The sequence below is a fragment of the Psychrobacter communis genome (assembly GCF_014836505.1).
Taxonomy (GTDB): domain Bacteria; phylum Pseudomonadota; class Gammaproteobacteria; order Pseudomonadales; family Moraxellaceae; genus Psychrobacter; species Psychrobacter faecalis.
In genome coordinates this window covers 1-12,717 of record NZ_JACSQR010000048.1, presented here as the reverse complement: position 1 = coordinate 12,717, position 12,717 = coordinate 1, and the positions used below count along the sequence as shown (strand labels likewise).

Sequence of the window (12,717 nt, the reverse complement as noted above, 5' to 3'; positions counted from 1 at the left end):
AGATCCATGATTTTATTAACCAAGTTGGTGGCATTAATAAATTCATTTTTGGCAAACATCTCAAATGAGATCGCTAGCATTTGATTCCAAACAAAACGTGCAGAGCCGACAAGATTATTTAGAATAATCTGTTGCTCTACATTAGGCTCAAGCCTAAACTTATACGCTTTGTTGATTTTCATTACCGCAACTAATTTTGTTTGATAGAATATAAATTCTAAAGATTATTTAGATTTCATACAGTAGCTAATTTGTATAAAAATACCCCACTCTCAACTTGTTTTTCTAAGGTATTGGTTTACTTAGTTTTTAAAATTTCAGTTAAAACAATTAGAATTTTAAATTCTATAAAAACCAAAAGCCTACGATAAGTTGAGATTGGCGTATAAAAATATAATAAACACTAGGCGAAACTCACCTCCACCCTAATGTCGGGTGGAGTCCTCTTTCGCTTTTAGATAGCGGTTTTAGGATAAAAAAGTAGAGGACCTGACAGACGGTCATTAATAACGATATTAAGCTGAATTGGGCAAAAATGAAGATTTTAATAAGTAATGATGATGGGGTGCATGCGCCAGGGCTATTGGCACTTTATCAGGCATTGTCGACCATCGCAGAAGTGGTGGTGGTTGCGCCAAGCAACGAGCAAAGTGGCTGCGCAAGCGCTTTGAGCATCTCAACGCCATTGTATACCCATAATTTAGATTCGGGTTTTATAGCAGTCAATGGTTCACCCGCTGACTGCGTTTATTTGGCGTTACATGAACTCTATCGTCATAGCGATTTTGACTGGGTGATTACCGGCATCAATTCCGGTGCCAATCTCGGTCAGGACGTTTTATTTTCGGGTACCTTTGGCGCTGCATTGACCGCGCAGCTTTTTGGCATACCAGCTATCGCAACCTCTTTGGTAGGCGGCGGCACAAAAAATGACGATGCGCAGCAAGCCAGTCATTATCAAATGGCGGCCAATGAGATTGTCAAACTCATTACCGATACACCGATATTGGATGCTTGCAAAAATTTGCCCTATCATGTATTAAACGTTAATATTCCTGATGTCAAAAGCGCAGCTACGATTAAAGGTCGAAAAATAACAGCGCTGAGTCACAGTCAGATTGCACGTCCCGTTCATCATGTGGTCGATCCACGCGGACGCGATGCCTACTGGCTATCGTTACGCAAACGCCAACGGGAATTATTAACAGACGACGCAAGTATTGAATCAGCAGAAACGCAGATGATGGATGACCAAGCGGTGGCAGCAGGGTATATTAGTCTATCGCCTGTGCGTCTGCATCATACGCCAACCGAAACCCTTGCGACATTCTCAGCCTTAGTACTGTAATTAGCCCTCTAATTAGTGCTGTAAATTGACTTATTTATCTAAGTTTATGATGATATTTGCCCGTGCTTAAATTGGCCAATGCTTAAATTTATTAGTACTAAATTTGCTAGGGCTTAAAATCGCTAAAAACCATTTATTATTGAATGAGCTAAAAACCATTGGTTATTAAATGCATAATTATGGTGTTTAGGACATTAAACGTTACAACCGTTAGCAAAATGCTTGTGAGTAACACAAGGAGTTTGTGAGTAACATATAGAATAGGAAATCTTGTATGAAGAAGCTTATTGCTGGATCGCGCTTAGCAACCCTAGCCTTGATGGGAACATTGACGGCAGCGACCGTGATGATGGTCGGCTGTGCTACCAAACCCACCTATCAAGGGGCTAATCAGGGACCGAAGATTATCACCAACGGACAAGGCGTGCCCAATTATTATCGTGTGCAGCGTGGCGACACTGTCAGTCAAATCGCCGCGCGCTATCGTCTTAATTATCGCCAAATCGGCGCGATTAATGGTTTAGATAGCAAATATACGATTTATAGTGGTCAATGGCTAAAATTATGGCAAGGCGAGCCAGTAAACGCCAATAATAACAATCGCTATAACGCCCCTGCTCAAACACGGCCACAGCCGAGCTATACACCGCCTGTGAATAATACTCCGAACTATTCGCAAACGCCTGTTTATGAAGTGACCGCCAACGCAACGTCTGGTTATGAGTATCCAAGTCGCAACCAAGTGATTCGTAACTTTGATGCTGCTGCCGGTAATATGGGTATGTGGTTTGCCGGTAATGTCGGCGATCCAGTGCTTGCCAGCCAATCAGGTACGGTGCTGTATTCAGGTAACGGCCTGCCAGAGTATGGCAATCTGATTATGATTCGCCATAGCGATAACTACATTACTGCCTATGCGCACAACAGTGCCTTGCTGGTAAAAGAAGGTGAAGCGGTACAGCGCGGACAGCGTATTGCAAATATGGGTAGCAGCGGCGAGACCAACCAAGTCGGCTTAGAATTCCAAGTACGCCTAAATGGTAACCCTATCGACCCACGTGCGGTGCTTGGACGTTAAATTTTAAGACGTTAAATTTTAAGACGTTATATTTTAAGACGTTAAATTTGCTGCAATTTTTTGGTGGCTGTCGTTAATTGTTATTGCTCGCTCGCTATTAATTATTAGCTATCAGTTGCTTTACTTATTCATATTTGAGAAATTTATGTTATTAAACAAACAATACCTTGCCTTGTTTCCCGCGTTAGTCATGGTCGGCTGTACCAGCCAGCAGGCAATGCAAAAGCCGAGTACCCCTGTACGCCAAGGTAATGTGCAAATTACCCAGACTCAAACCATTCAGGTTAAGCCAACGCCTGTACCAGTCGTCAAGCCGCAGCCAGTTGTTAAACCAAGCTATAACAGTTTTTCCGATTGGAAGTCTGATTTTTCGATGCGCGCCATTGCAGCGGGTCATGATGCTTCAACCGTGCGTCGTTTGATGGACATGGCTTATTTAAATCAGCAAGTTATCTCGCTAGATTCAGGGCAGCCAGAGTTTTCTAAAATGCCTTGGGAATATGTCGATTCTGCCGTATCAGATGGCCGTGTCAGCACAGGTAAGCGTAAGTTTGCCGAGCAACGCGCCTTTTTATCACAGTTAGAGTCGCAATATGGCGTCAATGCAGAAATCATCGCTGCGATTTGGGGCATGGAGTCATCATACGGTGTGGTAACGGGCAATAGCAGTATTCCAAGCTCGCTTGCCAGCCTTGCTTATGATGGCCGTCGCCAAGAATTTGCTGAAACCCAGTTATTGTCACTAGCGACGCTATTGCAGCGCGGCGATGTCTCATGGTCACAGCTCGATGGCTCTTGGGCAGGCGGTATGGGGCAGACGCAGTTTATCCCTGATACCTGGCTGAAACACGGCGTTGATGGTGATGGTAACGGTCATCGTAACCCATGGGCAACGAGCGATGCTCTGGCCTCTACTGCCAATTACCTGAGTAATTCAGGTTGGGTGCGAGGCCTTGCGCCATTTTATGAAGCGACTGTACCTGCGTCGTTTGATTACTCAACGGTTGGTACCAAGCAACCTGCGGCTAGATGGGCGGCGATGGGCGTGGATACCATCGCTGATGTTTATTTAGATGCCAATACGCAAATGGAGCTATGGCTACCTGCTGGTAAAGATGGTCCAGTCCTATTACTTAGCCCAAATTTTGATGTCATCAAGGTTTACAACAACTCATCAAACTATGCGCTTGGTGTGAGCCTACTTGGTAAAGCGCTGGCAGGTCAGAGCGGCTTACAAAAATCATGGCCGCGCTATGAGCGTCCATTATCGACCGCGCAAGTGCGTAATTTGCAGCAGCGTTTAACCAGCATGGGTTATGATACCAAAGGCGCTGATGGCATTGTCGGTACCAATACGCGGAAGGCGTTCCAGCGCTGGCAAGCAGATAATGGTCAAACGCCAGATGGTTTTATTACCCAACGTAGCGCGTCTTCATTAGCAGGATGGTGAGACAGAGTAAAGTCGCTGTTTTTAGATAATCGTTATTTACAACGATGGTTTAAAAATAATTAACTCTCATAAATAAAGAAACTCCGTGCTAAGCGGAGTTTTTTTTGTTCGTACAGTTTTATAAAAATTGTAGCAGCAGTTTAGGTAGAGTTTAGACAGCCATCTTAAACTCAACCAACTCAAAATCAGCAGCATTATCGCCTGTATCGCCATCTGCTGTCACCGCCCCAATCACCGCACTGACTTTTGGCTGGCGTGAGTCTTTATCAAGCACGCGCCAATCACCAAGCACGTAGCGCTTTTTATCTGTCGTCGCCTGATGAATGGCTGGGCGATGGGTATGACCATGTAATAACGCATCGCTGTCTGCTATGGCTTGTATTACTGCATCTTCATTGACGTCCATGATATAAGCGGCTTTGTTGGCATTATTTTGCTGACTTTTTTGCCGTAATTTATCTGCGATGGCTAAGCGTTTTGTCAGCGATTTATTGAGTAAATACCACTGGGTAAAACGGTTACGCATCATCTTGCGAAAGAACTGATATTTTTTATCATCGGTACATAAGGCATCGCCGTGTTCTAAGCGGTAATTCTGCTGTCCGACGGTTAAATAATACGGCTCGTAAATCAGCTCACCACCGAATAAGCTACAAAAGGGCTGACCTAAGAGGAAGTCACGGTTGCCATGCATGACCAATATCTCACAGCCAGCTATCCGTAGTTTTTTTAGTTTAACGATAAGCGGCGTGAGCCAATGGCTTTGGCGCGCGTTTTCTGACAAGGTCAAATAGGCATCATCGCCAATCCAAACCTCAAACCAATCACCCAAGATAAACAAGCGTTTAAGCTGAGGTAGGGCAAGGCAATCATCAAGCAGTGCCAAAAAAGCCTGCACTAAGGCAGGCTCTTCTGGCGATAAATGCAAATCGCTAATCAAAACTTGCCGCACCTCATGAGGGCGGGTCGTGATTAAATGATTAAAGCTTTGCATGTATCTTTATCCTCATAAGGTAAGATAAGCGGCTATTAATGACAAACCGCTTATCTTATACCGTTTATAAAAAAACGATTACTGCGTAATGATGGTCGCAGAGTTGATGACCACTGGCTCGTTTGGCACATCAGCATGCATGCCAAAGCGACCGGTTGGTACGCCGCGCATTTTGTCGATAACATCCATGCCGCTGGTGACTTTACCAAATACGGTATAGCCCCAACCTTGCATGTTTTTGCCAGAGTGATTTAGGAAATCGTTGTCTTTTACGTTAATAAAAAACTGACTGGTTGCTGAATGCGGGTCTTGCGTACGTGCCATCGCAATCGTACCTTTGTCATTTTTCAAACCATTGTCCGCTTCATTTTCAACGGGTGCATTGGTCGCTTTTTCATTCATCTCAGCGTCCATACCGCCGCCTTGAATCATAAAGCCGTCAATGATGCGATGGAAAATCGTCCCGTCATAATGACCAGATTTTACATAGTTTAAAAAGTTTTCTACCGTTTTTGGCGCTTTTTCTTCATTGAGTTCGATAACGATCGCACCCATATTGGTGTCAAGTTCTACTACTGGTGGCATGTCTACCATGTGATATTCCTTTTTGATTATAGCGTCTAAAATAACGCTGTTAAGTGGTGGCTAAAAAGTTGCTGACTAAAAAGTTATGGCTAGTCTAACGGCTTTTTTGTCGTCTGTCATGTATCAGGCTGTTAATGCCTTTGCAAAAGCTGATAGAATAACGCAACGTTATCTTTTATCAGCGATTTTTGATTAATTATTTTAAATTTTCTTATTTTGAAACTTTTATAAAGCGTAATGACACGTGTTATAGACTGAAACCTTGCGCTAGGAGCAATGAGTAATGAGTGAGCACTCAAGCAACAATGTACAAAAAGACGAACAAAAAAACGATTTTATTCGTAATATCATTCGCGATGATGTCAAAGCGCAAAAATATCCGCAAATCGTGACGCGTTTTCCACCTGAGCCAAACGGCTATTTGCACTTAGGTCATGTCAAATCTATCTGTTTAAACTTTGGTATCGCCGAAGAGTTTGGCGGCGTTTGTAACTTGCGCTTTGATGACACCAACCCAACCGCCGAAAAGCAAGACTATATCGATAATATTGAAAATGATGTGAAATGGCTTGGCTTTGAGTGGGCAGGCGAGGCGCACCATGCGTCCGGTTACTTTGACCAGTTGTACGCATGGGCCGTGCAATTGATTGAACAGGGTGATGCTTATGTAGACTTGCAATCGCCTGAACAAATTCGCGATAATCGTGGTTCATTTAATGAAGCTGGCACGCCGTCGCCGCAGCGTGATGCCAGTGTCGAAGAAAACTTAAAACTCTTTAATGATATGAAAGAAGGCAAGTTTGCTGAAGGCAAAGCCGTGCTGCGTGCCAAGATTGACATGGCAAGCCCAAATATGAATATGCGCGACCCTGTTATCTACCGCGTCATGCACCAAGCCCATCATCAAACCGGTGATAAATGGTGTATTTATCCGATGTACGATTTTGCCCATCCGCTCTCTGATGCACTCGAAGGCATTACCCATTCGTTATGTACACTGGAATTTGAAGACCATCGTCCGTTTTATGATTGGGCGGTTGAAAAAATTGGCTTTGATATGCCGCCGCACCAGTACGAGTTTAGTCGTCTAAACGTCGACCATACCTTGACCAGTAAACGCAAATTAAAGCAGTTGGTTGATGAAGGTATCGTTAGCGGTTGGGATGATCCACGTATGCCGACCATCGCTGGCATGCGCCGCCGCGGTTATACGCCTGAAGGTCTACGCGATTTTAGTGAACGCGTCGGTGTGACCAAGGTAGACAGCGTCGTTGATTTTCGTCTATTAGAATTTAGTATTCGTCAGTCATTAGAGACGACGACGGCGCGCGGTATGGCAGTGCTCAAGCCGTTAAAGGTAACGATTACTAACTTTAGCGATGCGGTTAGCAGTTGGGAGTCGCAAAAAGCTGATAGCGTCAATGCGCGCTGGGATGAAGACGCTCAGACTTTATGGCTCACGCAGCCAAACCATCCAAATGTTGATATGGGCGAGCGTGAAATTCCGTTTACCGAAACCCTTTATATTGACCAAGGCGATTACGAGATCGAGCCGCCAGCAGGCTATAAGCGTTTATCTCCAGAAAAGCCAGAAATCCGTCTGCGTAACACTTATGTGTTGGCAGTGACTGAGCATATTCTTGATGACGCTGGCAATGTTGTTGAGCTAAAAGCCACGATTGACCCTGCGACTTTGGGTAACAACCCTGAAGGCCGTAAGGTTAAAGGCGTGATTCATTGGGTCTCAGCAAGCCAAGGCGTGCAAGCGACGGTACGCATGTATGAGCAGCTATTTAGCGCTGAAGATCCAAGTAGCGTCGCCGACGTTCATCAAGCGCTAAATCCTAACTCGTTGATTGAGCTCGATGCCGTAGTTGAGCCATCGCTTGCTAATGCCAATGCTGGTACGCGATTCCAGTTCGAGCGTGAGGGCTACTTTATTGCTGATAGTGAAGACCACTCGAGCGACAAGCCAGTGTTTAATCAAATCGTGAGCTTACGTGACAGCTATAAACCGGCTTAGTGTAGAACTATCGGCTCTATTATTAAAGTTTAAAACGTTACTCAACAATAGTAGTTTTCAAAAAAGCCCATTTCTAGTACGCTAGAGATGGGCTTTTTTATGAACGTGGATTTTCTTGAAGGGTTCAGAATATATTGATTTGGTTAATGTTTTAAATGCAAACTTGGATTCTTAGTAATAAATGGCATAAGCGCATTACAATCCATCACAAGACATTCATAACTAGTTTGCTAAGATAGAAGAGAATTCTTGCTGACGTAATTTGAGTTATTGTGTAGTATTGACCGAGTATGTTGATAGCTAAGTACATTTATAACTAGGAACATTTATAACTAGGAACATTTATAACTAAATACGTTTATAACTAAATACGTTTATAACAATAGAGCGCATGGATACCTTTAGAGGTGAATAAATACTAACGCTCATCACTCATATAAATAAGGAATAAAGCATGGCAAATTTACGTTTAGGTGATACTGCACCAAATTTTGACGCGACAACCACTGATGGTGATATCAATTTCCACGAATGGGCAGGGGACAGTTGGGTTGTCTTTTTCTCACATCCTGCAGATTACACGCCAGTATGTACCACTGAGCTTGGTCGTACCGCAGCATTAGGCGGTGAGTTCCAAAAGCGCAATGTAAAAGCAATCGCCCTATCAGTTGATGGTTTAGAGGACCATAAAGGCTGGGCCAAAGATATTGAAGAAACCCAAGGTACCGCTGTTAACTTCCCTATCATTGCAGATTCAGACCGCAAAGTGGCGGATCTTTATGACATGATTCATCCAAATGCCGACAATACCGCGACGGTTCGAAGTGTATTTATCATTGATCCAAACAAAAAAGTACGCTTAACGCTGACTTATCCAGCCAGCTGTGGCCGTAACTTTGATGAGATCGTCCGAGTTATCGATGCGATGCAATTGTCTGATGAGTATAACGTCGCAACGCCAGTTGATTGGAAAGAAGGCGATGACGTTATCATTCCACCAAGCGTGAAAAATGAAGATATTCCCGCCAATTATCCAAAAGGCCATACCGAAATTAAACCTTATCTCCGTACCACGCCTGCGCCTAACAAATAAGTTGAGCAGCTAGTCCAAGCAGTTGTTTTAAGTTAATAAGCCCTATGACGTCATGTTATAGGGCTTTTACTTCTTTAGCTTTTCAGCCTTTTATTAGAAGAGCATATTGCATGAGGTTTTGTTATGATAATAACAGGCTGAAATGTCTACACATGATATTCACAGTTTTATCCATAACCGATAATGCAATAACCATAATAAAACCAAAGGGCGCTGAGTCGCTTTAAAACCGTCTTACAAGGAGTTTGCCATGAAAAAATTATACTTAACCCGTACCGCCCCAAATCCACGTAAAGCGCTTATTTTATTAGCGTCAAAAGGTATCGATGTCGATGATATGGATGATCTTGATGTGGTCGACATCGACTTCGCTACCAATGAGCAGATGTCCGAGGAATTTACCAAAATTAACCCTATGCAGACCGTACCCGTTCTAACCTTGGATGATGGTACGGTGCTGAATGACTCGCAGGCAGTATGCGAGTATCTCGACCGCGTCTATGGTGAGCGTTCAGTGATGGGTAATGACGTCGTACAGCGGGCGCAAGTATGCTCGATGCGCCGTATTGCCGAGTTTGAGGTGCTATATAACTTTATGCTGGCGTTTCAGCATAGCCATCCGTCCAAAGCGCAGCGTGTCGAGCAAGTACCTGAGTTTGTCGCGCCCTCTATTGCCCGCGCGATAAAAGCCCTACCTTATTTTGAAAATGCCTTAAACGGTCATGATTATTTGGTCGGTGACCAGTTAAGCTTTGCCGATATCGTACTGTATTTGGGTCTAGATTTTGGTAAAGCGCTAAAATTTAATCCAAACGAGCAGGGCGAAAATTTGGCGCGTTTTTATCAAATGATGCATGAGCGCTTTAGTATTAAAAATATGGCAAAAGCCAAACCTGCTTATGATGAATGATAAGGTCGCTTTATAAATCGAGCTTTACATAGCCAGAAGCCTTAATGCGCTAACCACCATATTAGCCAGTTAAGGCTTTTTTTATTGTAAAATTAGAAAAACTATCGAAAACAGTTACTATCAATCTATAAAATTAAACACTTTGTAACAATAATAGATGACATCGGCGCTATAGTGGTCAAATTATGAACACTTTACAAAAACAGATACAATTGCGATTTGTATAGTAAAAACTTCGTATGTTAAAAAGCGGAATATCGAAAAGGTTTACTCACAAGGTATGACTGTTATGACCTCATCTTTTGACACCCAATATTTTACGGAATCATCTTTTATAAAGTCTTTGGCTAGATTTGCTGTATTGCCTAGCATTCTAGCGGTAAGTCTGACATTAACTGCCTGCCAAGAATCCTCAGTACCAAGCGAGAATGATGTACAGACAGAAAATGCTAACGAAGTCGATGGTAATGCTGCTACGCCTGATGCTACGCTAGAAAATGATGAGTCCAAGGCGGCTGAGATGAGCACTGAAGAACAAATGATAGCCAATCTTACCCGTTATCGCTGGACACTGATGTCTGCAAGCGATAAAGGCGCCCAGCCACTAAATACACTGCTCGATATCAAAGACCAAGTGCGCTTGAGCTTTAGCCAATACCAAGGCGAGAATAGCCTAAACTATAGTGTCGGCTGCAATACCATGAGCGCAGGATATCAGCTTCAGGGTCAGACGTTGACCATCGAAGACGGTATGAGCACCAAAATGTCGTGCGGTGAGCTTGATAAGGCTGAAAACCAATTGAATGAGCTAATGCAAGGTGAGAATCAATTGACCTTAGTATTAGACGCCAATGTCGAAAACGGTAGTGCTGAGAGCGCAACGGCTGAAAGTCGTCAACCAATCTTAACGCAAATCACAAGCGACGCGGCGACGTTAGTTTGGGCAGGTAAGTTAACCTCACAGGCCAAATACAACAGTAAAGGTGAAACGGTATTTTGGGCAGTCAATGCTAAGAAAGTAGCCTGCGCTGACAAGAGTTCAGAGTTATGCTTACAAGTAAAACCCATTACTTATGATGACCAAGGTATCAAGGTTAGCGAAGGTGAGTGGACAGCCTTTAACGGTGAAATCGATGGCTATCAGCCCGATGGTATGCACGATGAAGTACTACGTCTTCAGCGCTATCAGTTAGACGCTAACGAGAATGAAGAAGCGCAAGAATATGCCTATGTACTCGATGCAGTGATTGAGAGTAGCGTGGTAGAGTAATGCTTTGTTAGAGTAGGTTTGTTGGTCATTTTCATTATTTTAAACGATGACTCAAATAGAAGAGATAATTTAAACGAAAAACACGCGCCGTTTGGATGCGTGTTTTTTTATATTTATTACTTCTATTACTTTACTGCGAACTTATTTTTTAACGCAAATTGCCTAAGTCTTCTTCGGTCAAACGCCAGCGACCTTTTTTCTTCGATGTGCCGCGTCCGCGCATGGCGCTATTCATTATGAGTTTGTTCATGGAATGGCTTGAATGCGCATGACAAATGGCGCAGGCAAGACCATCAGCGGCATCTTGCTGGGGCACCACCTCTAACGCCAAAATGCGACAGACCATCTCTTGTACCTGCTCTTTTGCCGCTGCACCATAGCCGCAGACCGCTTGTTTAATTTGGCGAGCGGTATATTCCGATACTTCTAAATCAAGAGCGACCATAGCAGCAATCGCCGCACCGCGAGCTTGCCCGAGCTTCAACGCTGAGTCTGGGTTTTCTGCCATAAAAACTTGCTCGATAGCGGTATAAATCGGCTCGTCGCCATATTTTAAATGATGCTGGGTGATACGCGTTAAGCCATTAAAAATACGCTTTAGGCGCTCAGGCATCTCTTTGGTATCTGTACGAATCGTGCCTGCGTCTATATACGTTAGTTTGTCGCCCGTTTGTTGGATAATGCCATAACCAGTCATGCGCGAACCCGGGTCAATCCCGATAATAATTGCCATAGTATTCCGTCTTACTTACATTTTGTTTTATGGCTTAAAAATCAGCCGTAAGTTTGATAGTATAGCAATCAATCCCCATATACATCATATGTTAGCCATATTAATTTGCATGGCGCTTAATTTTTTAGATTTTATCTTATAGGACGACACTTTATGGGTCAGATAGTTGGTATTGCCATCGTTTGGTTTATTATCGAGATGCTGCTTTGGTATTTACTTGCGCAGTTTATGAGCGGTTGGTGGGTATTTATGTGGTTTATTATCGCCGCCGTTATCGGTATCTCTTTTATACGTAAAGGGATGGCAGCACTCAATCCAATGGCGCAGCAGATGAAAGCTGGCGGTATGATGAACCCTGCGATGCGTCCACAAGAATCAACCATGATTAAAAGTGTCGCTGTAGCAGCGGCGGGTCTGTTGCTGCTGATTCCAGGTGTGCTCAGTGATTTATTAGCCTTACTGGTGATATTGCCGCCAGTGCAAAAAAAGCTCAAAGACTTTGCTAATAATTACGTTATGAACAATCAGCAAAAAATGATGGAGATGATGGCAAAACAGATGGGTGGACAAAACCCGTTTGGTGGCGCAGGCGGCATGGGCGGTCAGAATCCATTTGGCGGTGCTGGTGGTATGAACAATCAAAATCCATTTGGTCAACAGCAACAAAATCCGTTTGGCAATGTGTTTAAACAACATACTACTGTCGATGGGACGGCTAAAAACATCCCTAAAGATGTGAAGAAAATTACCAAATCTGCCAATGACGAATAATCAATTTATTATTAAATAGATATTCTTGCCGACATAAAAATGCCCCTTTTATCATTAATAAAAGGGGCTTTTGAGTTTTAAAACTATTTTTTATAAAAGATAATATTTATAAATAAAATAGTGAATAACTGAATAAAACAACCGAAGTGCCGCCGTAAGATGGTGACCCATGAACCGTGAAGTTCAGGGCGGATGCGTCACTGCCTCTGCAGGTTTCCTGAGACACCGCAAGCGGTGCAGGCATACACAATGAGGCAATAGGTACCACATCCTGGTAAAGCATTATCGGCTCAGGGAATAAACATCTACTAGCCAACACTTCAGAATATAATTATCTTAACCAATGACTTGAGTGATTGCAAGTACGATTTACAGATTGCTACGTAGGGTTGCAAACAGTTAAATAAAACATATACAAACCTACCTATTTATTACTATAATAGATAGATTATATCTATAATA

At 43.3% G+C, this 12,717-nt stretch carries 12 protein-coding genes and 1 other RNA gene; 8 read left to right on the top strand and 5 right to left on the bottom strand.

The features are described 5' to 3' along the window. Positions 1-182 (bottom strand): helix-turn-helix domain-containing protein (locus H9653_RS11635; protein WP_191692487.1); only part of this gene is annotated, 182 nt, incomplete at its 3' end. Positions 183-535: 353 nt separating this feature from the next. Between H9653_RS11635 and surE the strand changes: the two genes are divergently transcribed. The 3 genes from surE (at position 536) to H9653_RS11620 (ending at position 3,876) form a co-directional block, all read left to right on the top strand. After that, positions 536-1,348: a 5'/3'-nucleotidase SurE gene (gene surE, locus H9653_RS11630; RefSeq protein ID WP_191692486.1), complete on the top strand. Its 813-nt coding sequence runs from the start codon at positions 536-538 to the stop codon at positions 1,346-1,348. 274 nt (positions 1,349-1,622) lie between these two features. Beyond that, positions 1,623-2,426, top strand: a complete 804-nt coding sequence (locus tag H9653_RS11625) for a peptidoglycan DD-metalloendopeptidase family protein (RefSeq protein WP_191692485.1) — start codon at positions 1,623-1,625, stop codon at positions 2,424-2,426. A 145-nt stretch (positions 2,427-2,571) separates the two neighbouring features. Further along, positions 2,572-3,876, top strand: a complete 1,305-nt coding sequence (locus H9653_RS11620; protein WP_191692484.1) for a lytic murein transglycosylase — start codon at positions 2,572-2,574, stop codon at positions 3,874-3,876. Positions 3,877-4,027: 151 nt separating this feature from the next. Here H9653_RS11620 and H9653_RS11615 read toward each other — a convergent pair whose 3' ends face one another. Next, positions 4,028-4,870 (bottom strand): UDP-2,3-diacylglucosamine diphosphatase, encoded by an 843-nt coding sequence (locus tag H9653_RS11615; protein ID WP_191692483.1) that lies wholly within the window; start codon positions 4,868-4,870, stop codon positions 4,028-4,030. Between the two features lie 78 nt (positions 4,871-4,948). Next, positions 4,949-5,464 carry a peptidylprolyl isomerase gene (locus H9653_RS11610; protein ID WP_068406650.1) on the bottom strand — a complete coding sequence of 172 codons (516 nt, stop codon included), beginning with the start codon at positions 5,462-5,464 and terminating at the stop codon, positions 4,949-4,951. A 274-nt stretch (positions 5,465-5,738) separates the two neighbouring features. Here H9653_RS11610 and H9653_RS11605 point away from each other — a divergent pair, with 274 nt between their 5' ends. The 4 genes from H9653_RS11605 to H9653_RS11590 all read left to right on the top strand — a co-directional run bounded on the left by H9653_RS11605 (position 5,739) and on the right by H9653_RS11590 (position 10,751). Next, positions 5,739-7,478 (top strand): glutamine--tRNA ligase/YqeY domain fusion protein, encoded by a 1,740-nt coding sequence (locus H9653_RS11605; protein WP_191692482.1) that lies wholly within the window; start codon positions 5,739-5,741, stop codon positions 7,476-7,478. Between the two features lie 454 nt (positions 7,479-7,932). Beyond that, positions 7,933-8,571 carry a peroxiredoxin gene (locus tag H9653_RS11600; protein WP_068406656.1) on the top strand — a complete coding sequence of 213 codons (639 nt, stop codon included), beginning with the start codon at positions 7,933-7,935 and terminating at the stop codon, positions 8,569-8,571. A gap of 250 nt (positions 8,572-8,821) precedes the next feature. Then, the gene (locus H9653_RS11595) at positions 8,822-9,481 is read left to right on the top strand and encodes a glutathione S-transferase family protein (protein WP_102076821.1); all 660 of its coding nucleotides are present in this window, start codon (positions 8,822-8,824) and stop codon (positions 9,479-9,481) included. A 289-nt stretch (positions 9,482-9,770) separates the two neighbouring features. After that, positions 9,771-10,751 (top strand): META domain-containing protein, encoded by a 981-nt coding sequence (locus H9653_RS11590; protein WP_191692481.1) that lies wholly within the window; start codon positions 9,771-9,773, stop codon positions 10,749-10,751. 148 nt (positions 10,752-10,899) lie between these two features. On the opposite strand, the gene ruvC is transcribed toward H9653_RS11590, so the two are convergent. Further along, on the bottom strand, positions 10,900-11,484 hold the full coding sequence (ruvC, locus tag H9653_RS11585) for a crossover junction endodeoxyribonuclease RuvC (protein ID WP_102076818.1): 585 nt from the start codon (positions 11,482-11,484) through the stop codon (positions 10,900-10,902). A gap of 153 nt (positions 11,485-11,637) precedes the next feature. Between ruvC and H9653_RS11580 the strand changes: the two genes are divergently transcribed. Continuing rightward, entirely contained in the window at positions 11,638-12,255 is a 618-nt protein-coding gene (locus H9653_RS11580; protein ID WP_144297726.1) for an FxsA family protein, read from the top strand. A 134-nt stretch (positions 12,256-12,389) separates the two neighbouring features. Here the strand turns inward: H9653_RS11580 and ssrS are convergent. Beyond that, positions 12,390-12,585: non-coding RNA, 6S RNA (ssrS, locus tag H9653_RS11575), on the bottom strand. Positions 12,586-12,717 lie beyond the last annotated feature (132 nt).

Excerpts from the sequence above, each read along its gene's own strand:
- H9653_RS11610 (WP_068406650.1), bottom strand. The coding sequence starts at position 5,464 with ATGGTAGACATGCCACCAGTAGTAGAACTTGACACCAATATGGGTGCG.
- H9653_RS11600 (WP_068406656.1), top strand. The coding sequence starts at position 7,933 with ATGGCAAATTTACGTTTAGGTGATACTGCACCAAATTTTGACGCGACA.
- H9653_RS11620 (WP_191692484.1), top strand. The coding sequence starts at position 2,572 with ATGTTATTAAACAAACAATACCTTGCCTTGTTTCCCGCGTTAGTCATG.
- H9653_RS11615 (WP_191692483.1), bottom strand. The coding sequence starts at position 4,870 with ATGCAAAGCTTTAATCATTTAATCACGACCCGCCCTCATGAGGTGCGG.
- H9653_RS11595 (WP_102076821.1), top strand. The coding sequence starts at position 8,822 with ATGAAAAAATTATACTTAACCCGTACCGCCCCAAATCCACGTAAAGCG.
- H9653_RS11625 (WP_191692485.1), top strand. The coding sequence starts at position 1,623 with ATGAAGAAGCTTATTGCTGGATCGCGCTTAGCAACCCTAGCCTTGATG.
- H9653_RS11605 (WP_191692482.1), top strand. The coding sequence starts at position 5,739 with ATGAGTGAGCACTCAAGCAACAATGTACAAAAAGACGAACAAAAAAAC.
- H9653_RS11590 (WP_191692481.1), top strand. The coding sequence starts at position 9,771 with ATGACCTCATCTTTTGACACCCAATATTTTACGGAATCATCTTTTATA.
- H9653_RS11580 (WP_144297726.1), top strand. The coding sequence starts at position 11,638 with ATGGGTCAGATAGTTGGTATTGCCATCGTTTGGTTTATTATCGAGATG.
- ruvC (WP_102076818.1), bottom strand. The coding sequence starts at position 11,484 with ATGGCAATTATTATCGGGATTGACCCGGGTTCGCGCATGACTGGTTAT.
- surE (WP_191692486.1), top strand. The coding sequence starts at position 536 with ATGAAGATTTTAATAAGTAATGATGATGGGGTGCATGCGCCAGGGCTA.